Below are 17,168 nucleotides of genomic sequence, written 5' to 3' on the forward strand. Positions count from 1 at the left end.
GTGTGGGCGTGCTAACACATGAAACCGCGCCAAGTCGATTGCCGTAAATGGGAAATGGCGTTGCAGTGGCAACATGGGTCTGTGCTAAGCTCGATAATATGAAAACAGTGACCGATGAAGATTTCTTTGCCGAAGTGCCGCTCTTCAGCGAATTCGAGGGCGTGACCGACGCCGCCAACTACCGGCCGCTGCCGGACGGATGGGTGCTGGCGCTGGCCGACATCGTCGGCTCGACGCAGGCGATCGCCAGCGGCCGTTACAAGGACGTCAACATGGCGGGCGCCAGCGTCATTTCGGCGGTCTTAAATGGCGTCGGCAAGGGCGATTATCCCTTCGTCTTCGGCGGCGACGGCGCGCTGATCGCGCTGCCCGGCTCGCTGGAGAAGGCGGCGCGCGATGCACTTGCCGCCGTGCAGGTCTGGGTTGAGGAAGATCTGAACCTGATGCTGCGCATCGCCATCGTGCCGGTCGCCGACACTCGCGCCGAGGGCCTCGACGTCCGCGTCGCGCGTTACGCCGCAAGTCCTTACGTGACCTACGCGATGTTCTGGGGCGGCGGCACCAGCTGGGCCGAAAGACAGATGAAGCTCGGCCGTTACGGCGTTGAGCGGGCAACTGCCGGAACGCGCCCGGATCTCACCGGCCTCTCCTGTCGCTGGAGCCCGATCGACGCACGCAACGGTGAGATCGTCTCGATCATCGCGATTCCCGGCGAAGGCCGGCCGGGCGAAGAATTCCGCGATCTTGTCAACGGCATCGTCGCCATTACCACCGAGCAGAACCGGGACAGCCATCCGGTGCCGGCGGATGGCCCGAACCTTGCCTTCTCGCTGCACGGCATCAATCGCGAAGCCAAGGCCACCGCGCCGGCAGGCCGGCGACTGCGGCAGAAACTCATCATCTTCCTGCAGCTCGCGATCACGGTCGTGTTCTACAGGCTCGGCATTCCGCTCGGCAACTTCGACGCCCGCCGCTACAAGCGCGACGTCGCCGGCAATTCCGATTTCCGCAAGTTCGACGACGGGCTAAAGATGACGGTCGACGTCGATGCCGAACATCTGAAACGGATCGAGACGCTGCTGGAAGGGGCTCGCGCCAAGGGCATTGCCCGCTACGGTCTGCATCGGCAGACGTCGGCGCTGATGACCTGCTTCGTGCCGACGCCGATTTCACGCGACCATGTGCATTTCATCGACGGGGCGGCGGGCGGTTATGCCGTGGCCGCAAGCCAGATGACCGGCAAGTCTTTTTCAAGCGTTTCCGTCACGCCTTGATGACATGACCGGCCGAGAGGCCGAGCCGGTTGAAGACGTTGCGCGTGTCGACGATCAGCGCCGCGCTTTTCGACAGCGCCGCATAATCAACTTGGTCGTGGTCGGTCGCGACCAGCACCGCATCGTAGCCGGCGATAGCATCAGGGGTCAGCGCCACCGATCTGCGGCCCTTCAGCGCCTGGTATTCGCGCGTCGGCGGGATCTCGGCGACGAAGGGATCGTGGTAATCCGCCCGTCCGCCGCGCTCCTCGATGATCTCGATCAGCCGCAGCGACGGGCTCTCTCTTATATCGGCGACGTTCTTCTTGTAGGCGAGCCCGAGCACCAGCACCCGGCTGCGGCTCAGCGCCTTGCCGGCGCGGATGTCGAGCGCTTCAGCAAGCTTGCCGACGACATAACGCGGCATTGCCGAATTGATCTCGCCGGCCAGCTCGATGAAGCGGGTCGGCAGCTCGTATTCGCGCGATTTCCAGGTGAGATAAAAGGGGTCGATCGGGATGCAATGGCCGCCAAGGCCGGGGCCGGGATAGAAGGGCATATAGCCGAAGGGCTTGGTCTTGGCCGCGTCGATCACTTCCCAGACGTCGATGCCCATGGCCGCATAGACGGTCTTCAGCTCGTTGACGAGGGCGATGTTGACCGACCGGAAGATGTTCTCGGTGAGCTTCACGGCCTCGGCCGTCGCATTCGAGGAGACCGGAACGACGGTCGACACCGCCGCACCGTAGAAGGCCTTCATCAGCGCCAGCGCCTCGGCCCCGTCGCCGGCGACTACCTTCGGGATGGTGGCGGTATGATAATGCTGATTGCCGGGATCCTCGCGCTCCGGCGAGAAGCCGACGAAGAAGTCCGAGCCGGATTTCAGGCCGGCCCTTTCGAGAATGACCTTTACCACGTCATCGGTCGTGCCGGGATAGGTGGTCGATTCCAGCACGACGAGTTGACCGGGGCGCAGATGCGCGGCGATCGAGCGCGACGTCGCCTCGACGAAGGAGAGGTCGGGATCGCGATGCTTCGTCAGCGGCGTCGGCACGCAGATGATGATGACGTCGCAATCGACAAGGCCGGCGAAATCGGTGGTCGCCTTGAATCGGTCCGCATCGATCTCGGCGGACAGTGCCTCGTCGCTGACCGCGTCGATATAGGAGCGGCGGGCATCGAGCGCCACCATCTTGCCGGGATCGATGTCGAAGCCGGTGACGGCAAAGCCGCTGCGCGCCACCGCGATCGCCAGCGGCAGGCCGACATAACCGAGCCCGATAATGCCGGCGCGGGCGGTGCGGGTTTCGATCTTCTGCAAAAGCATATCGAAGGGGGAGATGGCCAAGGCGGGATCTTTCAAACGGGAAATTCAAGACGCTGATCTAATGCATGATCAGGGCAAATTAAACCCGGGCGGCGGATCTTCCTCTTATCGCTGGCGATGCTGCTGTCCGTTTTGCCCCCATGGCTACCTCCCTCACCCCGCTGCCGTTACTCACCGTCGCAGCAGGGTGTGGCCGAAATGACTCGCCCAGCCCCTTCGCTGCAACTTGAGCGCACAAAAAATTCCAGATCCCATTGTTTCGCACTTGCAGCATCCCTATTTTGACTTTTGATAATGAACCACCTGGAAAGGACTACCCGTCCGATCCCCGGCATGGGGAGCTGAGGGGCGCTGCTGCCGGGCTTCGGCAGATCGTTGACACAATAATACCGCTCGTACATCCTGATTTCCCTGTGACCTGCGCATGAAAATGTGCCGGGCGAGGGACTTTTGGCTCTTGGGGATGGCGTGCTTTATGAGGATCATACCGAGAATGAGCACGATCGAATCCAGCGTGTCCTCCATCTTGTTGGACCGGGTCGCTGAATGGCTGACGAACTCATCGCTGGCCGGAGACGAGCTTGAAAACATCGTGCGCGGTTTCTGCGAAAGGCTCACCGCTGCGGGCCTGCCGCTTGCGCGCGTGCATCTTTCCTTCTCGATGCTGCATCCGCTCTACGATGCGCTGAGCTTCACCTGGCGGCGCGCCAGCGGCGTCACCATCGAGGGCTTCCGCATGCCCGCCGGGCAAAAGCCGGACCGCTTCCTGCAGAGCCCTTATTATTACCTGCTAGACAACAATCTGCAGCACATCCGCCGCCGGCTGATGCAGGATGGGCCGAACGAATTTCCCATTTTCGAGGACCTGCGCAAGGACGCCATCACCGATTACCTGGCCTTCGTGCAGCCCTTCGGCGACGGCTCGGTGCAGGGCATGATGGGCTCCTGGTCGACGGACCATAATACCGGCTTTTCCGACGACATGATCGATGCGCTGCTCAGGATGCAGAACCATCTGGCGGTTGCCGCCAAGATGGCGGTGCTCGGCAAGCTCGCCAACAACATGCTGACCACCTATCTCGGCGGCGACGCCGGCAAACGGGTGCTGAACGGCCAGATCCGTCGCGGCGACGGTGAGACGATCCGCGCAGCCCTCGTCATGGGCGACATGCGCGAATCCACCATGTATGCCGAAAAGGAAGGCCGGCAGGCCTATATCGACACGCTTAACCAGTTCTTCGATGCCATAGCCGCCCCCTTCAACCGCAATGGCGGCGAAATCCTGAGCTTCCTTGGCGATGGTTTTCTCGCCGTCTATCCCTGCGGGCGTCACAAGGACCCATCGAAAATTGCCTGCGAAGCAGCCCTTTCGGCCGTCCATCAGGCGCAGGCGCGGGTCGCCGAACTCAACCGGGACCGCGAGCAGAAAGGCCTGACCAGGGTCGGCTACGGCATCGGCCTGCATGTCGGCAACGTCATGTTCGGCAATGTTGGCCTCAAGGACCGCCTGACCTTCTCCGCCTTCGGCTCGGCGGTCAACGAGGTTCAGCGTTTGCAGATCCTGACTAAGAAATACGGCCGCGAGGTCGTCGCCAGCCAGGCGTTCGCCGGTTATTGCGGCGGCGAATGGACGACGCTCGGCGAAGAGAAGCTGCGCGGCATCCGCCAGAAAGTGACGGTGCTGCAGCCGCGCGCGCCCGCCCCTGAAATCAATGTCGACGAAAGCTTCCGCGAGGCCGTGCAGAACGGACTTTCCGAGGCCGAGCAGGTCATTCTCCTGCATCGCGACGCCAAGAAACAGGTCAAGCGCACCAGCATGGAGAAATTCATCCAGTAAAACGCCAAGACCCCGCCATGAATCTGCTTGTTTCGCCTCAGGGAACTTTGGCGGGACGCGGCAGTTTTCCTGTGATTGTCATCTGCTAGACACCCCGTTTGCGGTACGATAGTGTGCCTTAACGGGAACACAGAAGACTGGGGAATTTCATTGGTATGGCGTCTGCGGCCGATTTGTTGCGTATTGAAAATCTCGACGTCTCCTTCTCGGTTTTCGGCGACCGACTCCGTGTCGTAAAGGAAGCCAATCTTCGCATCCTTCCGGGCAAGGTCACCGCTCTCGTCGGTGAATCCGGCTCCGGTAAATCGGTGATCAGCCAGTCGATCATGGGCATCCTGCCCAATCCGGCGAAGGCCTCCGGCCGTATCCTGTTCACCGATCCGCTCGACGGCAGCACGACCGATATCCTGTCCTTTCCACGCGACAGCGAGGAAATGCGCGATCTGCGCGGCCGGCGCATGGCGACGATCTTCCAGGAGCCGATGACCTCGCTCTCGCCGCTGCATACGATCGGCAACCAGATCAGCGAGGTGCTGCTGATCCATACCGAGGTCGACAAGCAGGAAGCGCGCGAGAAAACCGAGGAGATGCTCGGCCTGGTCGGTTTTACCAATCCGCATCGCACCTACGACATGTATCCGTTCGAACTGTCCGGCGGCATGCGCCAGCGCGCGATGATCGCCATGGCGCTGATCTGCAAGCCGGCGCTCTTGATCGCCGACGAGCCGACGACGGCGCTCGACGTGACGATCCAGGCGCAGATCCTCGAATTGCTCCGCGAGCTGCAGGCCAAGCTCGGCATGGCGATGCTGCTCATCACCCATGATCTCGGCATCGTCGCCAACATGGCCGACGAGGTGGTCGTCATCTATCATGGCGAGATCATGGAAGCCGGGCCGGTCGAGGATATCTTCCGCAATCCGCAGCATCCCTATCTCAAGGGCCTGATGGCCGCCGTTCCGCATTTCGACATGAAACCCGGCGAGCGGCTGAAAGCGCTGCGCGATGTGACGGTCAATCTCGAAGCCCTCGTCGGCAAGAAGAAGCCGCTCCAGGCAGAGGCGCCGGGCATCCTGCTTTCCGTCGCCAATCTCTCGAAGACCTACAAGACACGCAAGCGCAGTTTCTTCGGCAAGCACGAAGCCACCGTCTTGCGCGCCGTCGACGACGTCAGCTTCGACATTCGCCGCGGCGAATGTCTGGGCCTCGTCGGGGAATCCGGCTGCGGCAAGACGACGCTTAGCAAGATCCTGATGCGCGCCATCACGCCGGACGGCGGCGCGGTGGTGTTCAACGACGGCAAGGAGGTCGTCGACGTCCTCTCCGTCAAGGGCGCCGAACTGCAGGACATGCGCACCAAGATCCAGATGGTGTTCCAGGATCCGGTCTCCTCGCTCTCGCCGCGCATGACGGTGCGCAACATCCTGAGCGAACCCCTCGAGATCCACGACCGCGGCGACAGCGCCGAGCGCAAGCGCAAGGTCGAAGGGCTGATGGCTGCGATCGGCCTCGACAAGCGTTATCTCAGCCGTTATCCGCACAGTTTCTCGGGCGGCCAGCGCCAGCGCATCGGTATCGCGCGCGCACTCGCGCTCGGCCCGAAACTCGTCATCCTCGACGAGCCGGTCTCGGCCCTCGACGTCTCCGTGCAGGCGCAGATCCTCAACCTGTTGAAGGATCTGCAGAAGGAGTTGGGGCTGACCTATCTCTTCATCTCGCACAATCTCGCCGTCGTCGATTACATGGCCGACCGCATTGCGGTGATGTGCAAGGGCCGCATCGTCGAGATCGCGCCGCGCGAAATCATCCTGCGCGATCCGGTGCACCCCTATACGAAATCGCTGCTCGCCGCCGTCCCCTTCCCCGATCTTGACCGGCCGCTCGATTTCAAGGCGCTCCGGGAAAACGGCGCCGCCGACAAGCAGAACTGGGGCAAGACCTTCACCGCCGAGCATGACGACGCTTCCGAACTTGCCTATGCCGATCTCGGCGACGGCCATCTGGTGCGCGCCCGCAAGGGCGCCGATGCCAAGGAGTTGCGCTGATGGTAACGCGTCGCACGTTTCTCGGCGGCCTCGTCGGTGCGGCAATCGCGCCAGCGGTGCTTCGGGCCGAACAAGCCGGCGAGCCGGAATTCCTGAAGGAGCGGCTCGCAGCCGGCAGCCTGCCGCCGATGGCAGAGCGCATTCCTGCCCGCCCGCGCATCGTCAATCTGAAGGAGATGGGGCTTCAACCCGGCAGCTACGGCGGCACGGTGCGCACCATCATCGGCAGCCAGCGCGACATCCGCTTCATGACGATCTACGGCTATGCCCGCCTCGTCGGCTACGACAAGCACCTGCAGTTCCAGCCGGATATCCTCGCTGCCTTCCAGTCCGAGGAGGATACAGTCTTCACCTTCACGCTGCGCGAAGGCCATAAATGGTCCGACGGCCAGCCGTTCACGGCCGACGATTTCCGCTACTGGTGGGAAGACGTCATCCTGAACGACAAGCTGACCCCGGGCGGCGGCGCTCTGGAGCTTCGCCCGCACGGCAGCCTGCCTCGCTTCGAGGTGCTCGATCCGCTGACCGTGCGCTACACCTGGGAAAAACCCAACCCGATGTTCCTGCCGACGCTGGCAGGGCCGCTGCCGCTCGTCATCTGCGGCCCCGGTCATTATCTCAAGCAATTCCACAAGAAATTCCAGCCGGACCAGGCGAAGCTGGACGAGCTGATGAAGACCTATCGCGTCAAGAAATGGCAGGATCTGCACATCAAGATGGCGCGCTCCTACCGTCCGGAAAATCCGAACCTGCCGACGCTCGATCCCTGGCGCAATACGACGGCGCTGCCGGCCGAGCAGTTCGTCTTCGAGCGCAACCCGTTCTTCCACCGCGTCGACGAGACCGGCAGGCAGCTTCCCTATCTCGACCGCTTCATCCTCAACGTCTCCTCCTCGTCGATCATCGCCGCCAAGGCCGGAGCCGGCGAAGCCGACCTGCAGGCGACCGGCATCGATTTCAACGACTACACCTTCCTGAAGGAAGCCGAGAAGCGCTTCCCGGTAAAGGTCGATCTGTGGAAGCTGGCGCGCGGCTCGCGCATCACGCTGTTGCCGAACCTCAACTGCGCCGACGAGGTGTGGCGCGGTCTCTTCCGTGACGTGCGCCTGCGCCGGGCGCTGTCGCTGGCGATCAACCGGCACGAGATCAACATGGTCGCCTTCTACGGTCTCGGTACCCCGAGCGCCGATACCGTCCTGCCCGACAGCCCGCTCTTCAAGCAGGAATATGCCGATGCCTATGTGAAATTCGATGCCGACGAGGCCAACCGCCTGCTCGACGAACTCGGCCTGAGCAAGCGTGGCGACGACGGCATCCGGCTGCTGCCGGACGGGCGACGCGCCGAGATCACCGTCGAGACCGCCGGCGAAAGCAATCTCGACACCGACGTGCTGGAACTGGTGCACGACCACTGGGCCAATATCGGCCTGGCGCTCTATACCCGCACCTCGCAGCGCGACGTCTTCCGTAACCGCGCCATGAGCGGCTCGATCATGATGTCGATCTGGTACGGCCTCGACAATGGCGTGCCGACGGCCGACATGTCGCCCGCGGGACTTGCGCCGACGCTCGACGATCAGCTGCAATGGCCGCTCTGGGGCATGCATTACCTCTCGGCCGGCCAGGAGGGCGTCGCACCCGACCTGCCGGAGGCAGCCGAACTGGTCGACCTGCTCAGCCAATGGGGGGCGGCGCCGAAATTCGAGGAGCGTCAGGTGATCTGGCACAAGATGCTGTCGCTCTATACGCAGCAGGTGTTCTCGATCGGCCTCATCAACAGCACGCCGCAGCCGATCCTTCGTGCCGCCAAGCTGCAGAACCTGCCGGCGAGAGCGCTCTACGGCTTCGATCCCACCTCCTATCTCGGCGTCTACATGCCGGATGCATTCTGGTACAAGGAGGCCTGAGGCGTGCTCAGATACATTCTCTGGCGCATCGCCGCCATGGTGCCGACGCTCTTCGTCATTTCGGCGCTGGTTTTCACCATCATCGAGCTGCCGCCCGGCGACTTCTTCGAGAGCCAGATCGCCGAGCTGCGCGCTTCCGGCGAGACCGCCAATCTCCAGGAAATCGAGGAGATGCGCCAGCAATACGGTTTCGACAAGCCGGAAATCGTGCGCTATTTCTACTGGGTCGGCGGCATGCTGCACGGCGATTTCGGCTACTCCTTCGAATACCAGCTGCCGGTCTCCGACGTGGTCGGCGAGCGGCTCTGGCTGACGATCCTCGTCTCCTTCACGACGATCCTGCTCACCTGGCTGATCGCCTTTCCGATCGGCATCTATTCGGCCACGCATCAGTACAGCTGGGGCGATTACGGGCTCACCTTCCTCGGCCTGATGGGCATCGCCATTCCGAATTTCATGCTGGCGCTGATCCTGATGTATTTCGCCAATATCTGGTTCGGCGTCTCGATCGGCCATCTGATGGACCAGCAATATATCTCGGCGCCGATGAGCTGGGAGAAGGCACGATCGATCCTCTCTCACCTCTGGATCCCGGTCATCATCGTCGGCACGGCGGGAACGGCCGGCATGATCCGGCGGCTGCGCGCCAACCTGCTTGACGAGATGCAGAAGCAGTATGTCGTCACCGCCCGCGCCAAGGGCCTGCCGCCGCTCAAAGCGCTGGTTAAATATCCGCTGCGCATGGCGCTCAACTTTTTCGTCGCCGATATCGGCTCGATCCTGCCGTCGATCATCTCCGGCGCCGAAATCGTCGCCATCGTGCTGTCGCTGGAGACGACCGGGCCGATGCTCATCAAGGCGCTGCAGAGCCAGGACATGTATCTCGCCGGCTCCTTCCTGATGTTCCTGGCCTTCCTCAACGTCATCGGCGTGCTGATCTCCGACATCGCGCTCGGCTTCCTCGATCCCCGCATCCGTCTGCAAGGCAGGAGCACCAAATAATGTCGCCCCTTCCCGCACCCGGCGCACCGCTGCCGCACTACGTCTCGACCGCGCCCTTCGATCCGCACGCGACCGAAACTATGACGGCGGCGCAATCGCGCATCCATCTCGCCTCGCAGAAAAAGCTGATGTGGTGGAAGTTCAAGCAGCACAGGCTGGCCTTGATTTCCGGCATCTTTCTCGCCGTCATCTACCTGATGATCCTGATCGTCGAGTTCCTGGCGCCCTACGGCCTGCACACGCGCAACGTCGATTTCATCCATGCGCCGCCGCAGACCATCCACTTCTTCGACAAGGGCAGCTTCGTCGGGCCCTTCGTCTATGGCCGCAGCATGACGCTCGATATCGACACGCTGCATCGCGTCTATGCCGACAGGCCGAACGACGTGCAGCCGATCCGTTTCTTCTGCCGCGGCGATGGCTACAAGTTCTGGGGCGTCGTCGCCTCCGACTATCACCTCGTCTGCCCGGCGATCGGTGGCCAGATGTTCCTGCTCGGCACCGACCGGCTCGGCCGCGATGTGCTCTCGCGCATCCTCTACGGAGCGCGGATATCGCTGACGATCGGCCTGATCGGCATTTCGATCAGCTTCGTGCTCGGCATCGTCATCGGCGGGCTTGCCGGTTATAGGGGCGGCGTTTTCGATCTCATCGTCCAGCGCCTGATCGAAGTGCTGCAGTCGCTGCCAAGCCTGCCGCTGTGGATGGCGCTGGCCGCCATCATGCCGGTGACGTGGAGCCCGATCGTCATCTATTTCGGCATCACGGTGATCCTCGGCATCATCGACTGGACCGGGCTAGCGCGCGCCGTGCGCTCCAAACTGCTGGCGCTGCGCGAAGAGGATTACGTGCAGGCCGCACAGCTGATGGGCGCCAGCACGCCGCGCATCATCGGCCGGCATCTGGTGCCGGGTTTCATGTCGCATCTCATCGCCTCGGCGACAATTTCGATCCCCGGCATGATCCTCGGCGAAACCGCGCTCTCCTTCCTCGGCCTCGGCCTTCGTCCGCCGATCACCAGCTGGGGCATTTTGCTCACCGAAGCAAAAAGCGTCAGCGTCATCGCCTTTTATCCTTGGCTGCTCTATCCGATCATTCCTGTTGTTCTTGTCATTTTGGCGTTCAACTTTCTGGGAGACGGCTTGCGTGATGCGGCAGATCCCTACAAATAGCAGAAAGCTCGGCGGCGCCTCACGGCGCCGCCCCCGCCTTGCGGCCTCCGGACGGTGGGGGTGCTAAGTATGTTGCTCACCCCAGAAGGGATGCCCATGTCCAGACGTCTCGAAGATGCGCGCATCCTCATGTACAGCCACGACACATTCGGTCTCGGCCATCTGCGCCGCTGTCGCGCCATTGCCCATGCTCTGGTCGAGGATTATCGGGGCCTCAACATTCTGATCATTTCGGGTGCCACGATCGCCGGCGCCTTCGACTACCGCGCCCGCGTCGACTTCGTGAAGATCCCGAGCGTCATCAAGCTGCGCAACGGCGAATATACGTCGCTCGCCAGCCATATCGACCTGCACGAGACGCTGAAGATGCGCGAATCGAGCATCCGCCACACCGCCGAGACTTTCCAGCCCGATATCTTCATCGTCGACAAGGAGCCGATGGGGCTGAAGGGCGAGGTCGAGGATACGCTCGCCTATCTCAAGGCCCGCGGCACCGTCCTGGTGCTCGGCCTGCGCGAGATCATGGACGCGCCGCATCTGCTCGAGGCCGAGTGGAAGAAGAACAGCATCATGCAGAAGATCGACCAATATTACGACAGCGTCTGGGTCTATGGCCCGCCTGACTTTTACGATCCGCTGATCGGCCTCGACGTGCCGGCGAGCCTGCGCCGGAAGATGGATTTCGTCGGCTTCCTGCAGCGCAGCGTCTCCAAGGGCAAGACCTCGATCAATGCCCGCAAGGATAATTACCTCCTCGTCACCACCGGCGGCGGCGGCGACGGCTCCGATCTCGTCCACGACGTCATGAACGCCTACGAGGCCGATCCGACGCTGACGCAGAAGGCGCTCGTCGTGCTCGGGCCCTATATGCCGGCGGCCGAGCGCGCCAAGCTGGTGCAGAAGGGGGAAGCCATCCCCTATATCGAGGTGATCGAGTTCGACAATCACATGGAAGAGCTGATCGACGGCGCCACCGGTGTCGTCGCCATGGGCGGGTACAACACCTATTGCGAGATCCTCTCCTTCGACAAGCCAGCGCTCATCGTGCCGCGCGTCAAGCCGCGCGAGGAACAGCTCCTGCGCGCCAAGCGCGCCAGTGAACTCGGCCTCGTCGACATGCTGCTGCCGGACCAGTCGGTCGACCCGATCATCATGGCCGAGGCGCTGAAGCGCCTGCCCTCCCGCCAGCCGCCTTCGAAGAGCGGCGGCAATATGCGTCTCGAAGGGCTGGACCACATCTCGCAAACCGTCGCCCGCTGGATCGACGGCCGCGGCAGCCATCTTTCCCTCGTCGGCGCGGAATAGGGCACAGCCTTGCCACCACGCCGCAAGATCCTCGTCGTACTGAAAGGCTATCCCCGCCTTTCGGAAACCTTCATCGCCCAGGAGTTGCTCGGCCTCGAAAAGGCCGGCTTCGACCTCACGCTGATTTCCATGCGCCGGCCGACCGACAGGAAGCGTCATCCCGTGCATGACGAGATCAGGGCGCGCGTCGTCTATCTGCCGGAATATCTGCACGAGGAGCCGATCCGCGTGCTGAAGGGCCTGATCGCCGGCTTCTCCAAACCCGGCTTCACGGCGCTGATCAAACGCTTCCTCGCCGATCTCAAGCGCGACATCTCCCGCAACCGCTTCCGCCGTCTCGGCCAGGCGCTGGTGCTGGGACGCGAATGGCCGGATGGCGGCGAATGGCTGCATGCGCATTTCATCCACACGCCCGCCTCGGTGACGGAATATGCGAGCATCCTGACGGGCACGCCCTGGACCTGTTCGGCGCACGCCAAGGACATCTGGACGTCGCCGGACTGGGAACTGCACGAAAAACTCGGCAGCGCCCGCTGGGCGGTCACCTGCACCAGAACGGGCTACGAACACATGCGGGAATTGACCGACCGAAAGGATGCGGTGCATCTGAGTTATCACGGTCTGGATCTTGCCCGCTTCGGCCATTTTGCCGGCGAACGGTCGGACCGCACCGGCAGCGACCCCGACGATCCGGCCTTCATCCTCAGCGTCGGCCGCGCCGTCGAGAAGAAGGGTTATGACGTACTGCTGCAGGCCCTGGCCCTGCTGCCCGCTGACCTGCACTGGCGCATGGACCATATCGGCGGCGGCGAGGAGCTCGCAAAACTGAAAGTCCTGGCCACCGAACTCGGCATCTCCGGTCGCATCGTCTGGAAAGGCGCCTTGGCGCAGGAAGAGGTGCTCGACCATTACCGCCGCGCCGACCTCTTCGCGCTGGCCTGCCGCATCGCCGCCAACGGCGACCGCGACGGCCTGCCGAACGTGCTTGTGGAAGCCTCGAGCCAGCGGCTCGTCTGCCTCTCGACCGACGTATCCGGCGTGCCGGAGCTTTTGAAGGACGGTGAAAACGGCCTCGTCGTGCCGCCCGAGGATCCGGCGAAGCTCGCCGGAGCGCTGGAAGCGGCGATCCGCGACCCGGCGCTGCGCAAGCGTCTTGGCGATGCGGCCGAACGCCAGGTGCGTCAACATTTCGACTATCACTCCAGCATCAGACAGCTCACCGGCCTGTTCGAGGCCGAATGGCAGAAGGCGTCATGACGGCACCACGCATCTTCTTCTACGTCCAGCACCTGCTCGGCATCGGCCACATCGCCCGCGCCAGCCGTATCGCCAATGCGCTGGTCAAGGACGGCTTCGACGTGACCGTCGTGACCGGCGGCCTGCCGGTGCCGGGTTTTCCCGCCGAGGGCATCAAGACCGTCGCCTTGCCGGCGGTCGTCGCCAGCAATGCTGGCTTCTCCGGCCTCGCCGATGCCGATGGCCGGCCGGCCGGCGAGGAGTTCCTCAATGCCCGCCGCGAGCGGCTGCTCGAGGCCTTTCATGCCGCAAGGCCCGATGTCGTGATCATCGAAGCCTTCCCCTTCGGCCGGCGGCAGATGCGCTTCGAACTGCTGCCGCTGCTTGCCGCGATCGAAAACGCCGAACCCCGGCCGAAACTTGTAAGCTCGGTGCGCGACATCCTGCAGGAAAACCGCAAGGCCGGCCGCGACGCCGAGACCGTCGCACTGGTCAAGGAGCATTTCGATGCCGTGCTCGTCCATGGCGATCCCGGCTTCGTCAGGCTTGAGGACACCTTCCCGCTGACACCCGAGATCGCCGACAGGCTGCGTTACACCGGCCTCGTCGCACCTCCACCGGCGCCGGAACCGATCGAGACCTTCGACATCATCGCATCGGCGGGCGGCGGCGCGGTCGGCGCCGAACTGATCGGCGCGGCAAAACAGGCGGCAGCGATGCTGCCCGATGATCTTCGCTGGCTGCTGATATCAGGCCCGAACCTGCCGGAGGCCGATTTCGCCGCGCTGTCGCGGGACGCGCCCGCGAATGTGACGCTGGTGCGCTTCCGCAGGGATTTTCCCTCGCTGCTGCACGGCGCGAAGGTGTCGATCTCGCAAGCGGGCTACAACACGGTCGGCGATCTCCTGCGCACCCAATGCCGGGCGATCCTCATCCCCTTCGTCGCCGACGGCGAGACCGAACAGACGGTGCGCGCCGAACGGCTGCAGGCGCTTGATCTTGCCGATATCCTGCCGGAAAAGGGACTGACGTCGGGCCATCTGAAGGAGGCTGTCGAAAAGGCGCTTGCAGCGCCGCGACGGCGGTCGGTATTGCTCGATCTCGCCGGGGCGGAGAAGACGGCCGGCATCATTCGCTCACTGATTGCCGAATCGCTCGCCTAATCCAAAATTCCTGTGATATAAGCAAAGTTCCGGCGAGAATCGGCGTTTCTGCAGCCGGTCGCTTCGCCTTGTTTTCATTGCGATATCGGCGGTCCGGCTGCATGGTCCTGTTCTCAAGCTTCCTCCCTGTCCCGGCGCCCGGATCGCGCCCCCGGAATGTCCCAGCAAGCTGACGGTTAGCCATGGAAAAAAGCCTCGCCCGCTACATCTGGAAGAACACGCGGCTGCAGCAGCTGTGGATTCTGGCTGTCGTCGCCGCCTCGATGGTGCCCTACTTCCTGTCCTTCGACCTGCCGAAGCAGATCGTCAACGGACCGATCCAGGGTGACGGTTTCGAAGGTCCCGGGGCAAAGCAGACCTTCATGCACATTGCCTACGACATTCCGCTGATCGGCCATGTCGAATTCTTTCAAGGGTTGCAGCTCAACCGCTTCCAGATGCTGATGGCCCTCAGCCTGGTGTTTCTGGCGCTGGTCGTGCTGAACGGCCTCTTCAAGTTCTACATCAACACCTATAAGGGCCGGCTCGGCGAGCGCATGCTGCGCCGTATCCGCTTCGAGCTGATCGACCGGGTGCTGCGTTTTCCGCCCATTCACTTCAAGCGAGTCAAATCGGCCGAAATCGCTACGATGATCAAGGATGAAGTGGAGCCGATGGGCGGCTTCACCGGCGATGCCTTCGTCTCGCCTGCCCTTCTCGGCGGCCAGGCGATCACGGCGCTCGCCTTCATCATCGTCCAGAATTTCTGGCTCGGCATGATCGCCGCCGGCATCGTCGGCGTGCAGGCCGTCGTCATTCCCCGCATGCGCAAGCGTCTGCTGGAGCTCGGCCGCCAGCGGCAGCTGACGGCACGCGAGCTTTCCGGCCGCGTCGGCGAAATCGTCGAGGGCATCGGCACGATCCACGGCAACGACACGTCAAACCTCGAGCGCGCCGACATCGCCTCGCGGCTCGGCCGGATCTTCTCGATCCGCTACGACCTTTACCAGTGGAAGTTCCTGGTGAAGTTCATCAACAACTTCCTCGCCCAGGTGACACCCTTCCTGTTCTACGCGATCGGCGGCTATCTGGCGCTGCAGGGCCGGCTCGACATCGGCCAGCTCGTCGCGGTCATATCGGCCTACAAGGACCTGCCCGGCCCGCTGAAGGAACTGATCGACTGGGACCAGATGCGCCAGGACGTGCAGGTGAAGTACCAGCAGGTCTATGAGCAGTTCAACGTCGAGCCGCTGATCGACAGCCGCATCCAGGAACTCGCCACTGCTCCGGTGGGCGCACTGACGAGCGCGCTCGTCGTTACCAACCTGTCGCTCTCCGACGACAGCGGCGCCCGCCTCGTCGACCACGTCTCCGTCGAGATCAAGCCGAACGAAACGGTGGCGATCGTCGGCCCGAACGGCAGTGGCGCCGAAGCCTTCGCCGAAGCGCTCGGACGCATGGTCTGGCCGGATTCCGGCCGCATCACCATCGACGGCCGCGATCTGCTGGACCTGCCGGAATCGATCACCGGCCGGCGGATCTCCTATGCCTCGGCCGACACCTTCTTCTTCCACGGCACGCTCGCCAGCAATCTGCTCTACGGCCTCAAGCACGCGCCGATGACCGATCCCGTCTATGACGAGAGGGAAGCGCTGGAGTATAAATGGCATTCCGCCGAGGCGGTGAAGGCCGGCAATCCGACGCTCGACCTCAACAGCGACTGGGTGGACTACAAGGCAGCAGGGGCCAGCGGGCCCGAGGACCTGCTGAAAGCGATCCGCCCGGTGCTAGACGCCGTCCTGATCTCGCAGGACATCCTCGATCTGGCGCTGCGTTCGACCGTCAACACCGACGTGCACGTTGCCGTCAGCGACCACGTCGTGGCGCTACGCGCCTCGCTGCGGGACCGGCTGCGCGACGAAGGGCTCGACACGATCGTCGTGCCTTTCGATTTCGACGCCTATAACGCCCAGGCGACGGTTGGCGAGAACCTGCTCTTCGGCACGATGAAGCGGCCTTTGATGACCAATCGCCGGCTTGCCGCCCATCCCTATTTCCAACAGCTATTCCGCGAGACCGGCCTCAGCACCGATCTCTACGCCATGGGCCTCGAAATCGCCGAGAACGCAGTGGAACTCTTCCACGACCTGCCGCCGGACCACCCCTTCTTCCAGCAACTGACCTTCATGACGGCGGACGACATTCCGACCTATCAGGCGCTGCTGCAGAAGCTGCAAAGCCGCCGCTTCGAGGACGCAACGCCTGAGGAACGGTCGGCCATCATCCGGCTGAGCTTTGCCTATATCGAGCCGCGCCACCGCTTCGGCCTGTTGACGGACGAGCTGATGGACAAGATCGTCAGCGCCCGCAAGCAGTTCCACGAGCATATACCGGCCGATCTCGCCGAGTTGATCGAGCGCTACGACGCCGAACGTTTCACCCCGTCGGCAAGCCTGATGGACAATGTGCTCTTCGGCCGCATCGCCTACCAGCAGGCCGATGCCTCCGACCGCATCCGCGGCATCATGGGCGAACTCTTCGACGCGCTCGACCTTTACGACGACGTGCTGTCGATCGGCCTCGAATTCGACGTCGGCTCCGGCGGCAAGCGGCTGACCATGGTGCAGCGGCAGAAGCTGAACCTTGCCCGCGCGCTCCTGAAGCGCTCGGACTATTTCATCTTCAACCGGCCGCTCTCGGCGCTCGACCAGCGCGTTCAGGATCGGATCACCCGTAACATCATCGAGGATCTGCACGAGGAAGGCCAACGGCCGGCGATCATCTGGGTGCTCTCCAATGCCCGGCTGGCGGAGATGTTCGACCGGATCCTGCTCTTCGACCGCGGCGGATTGGCCGAAGCCGGAAACTATCCCGAACTTTCCGAGAAAAACGGGATGTTCAAGGAACTGTTATCGTAATATTCTATAGGGGCGGCGATAATG

General features: G+C 63.0%; 11 protein-coding genes. 10 read left to right on the plus strand and 1 reads right to left on the minus strand.

From position 1 onward, the window contains the following. Positions 1–98 precede the first annotated feature (98 nt). Positions 99–1,274 carry a DUF3095 domain-containing protein gene (locus tag FHT69_RS13240; RefSeq protein ID WP_028755870.1) on the plus strand — a complete coding sequence of 392 codons (1,176 nt, stop codon included), beginning with the start codon at positions 99–101 and terminating at the stop codon, positions 1,272–1,274. Here the strand turns inward: FHT69_RS13240 and FHT69_RS13245 are convergent. Next, positions 1,264–2,601, minus strand: a complete 1,338-nt coding sequence (locus FHT69_RS13245; RefSeq protein WP_028755869.1) for a nucleotide sugar dehydrogenase — start codon at positions 2,599–2,601, stop codon at positions 1,264–1,266. The two genes, FHT69_RS13240 and FHT69_RS13245, sit on opposite strands and share 11 nt — an antisense overlap. Positions 2,602–3,073: 472 nt before the next feature. Between FHT69_RS13245 and FHT69_RS13250 the strand changes: the two genes are divergently transcribed. From FHT69_RS13250 to FHT69_RS13290, 9 genes are all read left to right on the plus strand, one after another. After that, positions 3,074–4,417 (plus strand): adenylate/guanylate cyclase domain-containing protein, encoded by a 1,344-nt coding sequence (locus FHT69_RS13250; RefSeq protein WP_028755868.1) that lies wholly within the window; start codon positions 3,074–3,076, stop codon positions 4,415–4,417. A gap of 155 nt (positions 4,418–4,572) precedes the next feature. Next, on the plus strand, positions 4,573–6,462 hold the full coding sequence (locus tag FHT69_RS13255; RefSeq protein ID WP_047612666.1) for an ABC transporter ATP-binding protein: 1,890 nt from the start codon (positions 4,573–4,575) through the stop codon (positions 6,460–6,462). Then, positions 6,462–8,369, plus strand: a complete 1,908-nt coding sequence (locus FHT69_RS13260; RefSeq protein ID WP_028755866.1) for an ABC transporter substrate-binding protein — start codon at positions 6,462–6,464, stop codon at positions 8,367–8,369. The genes FHT69_RS13255 and FHT69_RS13260 overlap by 1 nt, the downstream gene beginning before the upstream one ends. 3 nt (positions 8,370–8,372) lie before the next feature. Further along, on the plus strand, positions 8,373–9,371 hold the full coding sequence (locus FHT69_RS13265) for an ABC transporter permease (protein ID WP_028755865.1): 999 nt from the start codon (positions 8,373–8,375) through the stop codon (positions 9,369–9,371). Next, on the plus strand, positions 9,371–10,543 hold the full coding sequence (locus tag FHT69_RS13270) for an ABC transporter permease (RefSeq protein ID WP_028755864.1): 1,173 nt from the start codon (positions 9,371–9,373) through the stop codon (positions 10,541–10,543). The genes FHT69_RS13265 and FHT69_RS13270 overlap by 1 nt, the downstream gene beginning before the upstream one ends. 96 nt (positions 10,544–10,639) lie before the next feature. Continuing rightward, complete coding sequence (locus tag FHT69_RS13275; RefSeq protein ID WP_028755863.1) at positions 10,640–11,848, plus strand: glycosyltransferase family protein; 1,209 nt, start codon at positions 10,640–10,642, stop codon at positions 11,846–11,848. A gap of 9 nt (positions 11,849–11,857) precedes the next feature. Continuing rightward, a complete protein-coding gene (locus tag FHT69_RS13280; protein WP_028755862.1) occupies positions 11,858–13,105 on the plus strand; it encodes a glycosyltransferase family 4 protein in 1,248 nt (415 codons plus the stop codon). Next, positions 13,102–14,247: a glycosyltransferase family protein gene (locus FHT69_RS13285; protein ID WP_028755861.1), complete on the plus strand. Its 1,146-nt coding sequence runs from the start codon at positions 13,102–13,104 to the stop codon at positions 14,245–14,247. Before FHT69_RS13280 ends, FHT69_RS13285 begins: the two co-directional genes overlap by 4 nt. Before the next feature lie 182 nt (positions 14,248–14,429). Next, entirely contained in the window at positions 14,430–17,144 is a 2,715-nt protein-coding gene (locus tag FHT69_RS13290; protein ID WP_028755860.1) for an ABC transporter ATP-binding protein, read from the plus strand. Positions 17,145–17,168: the final 24 nt, after the last annotated feature.

Source organism: Rhizobium sp. BK008, assembly GCF_014197345.1.
Lineage (GTDB): Bacteria > Pseudomonadota > Alphaproteobacteria > Rhizobiales > Rhizobiaceae > Rhizobium > Rhizobium anhuiense.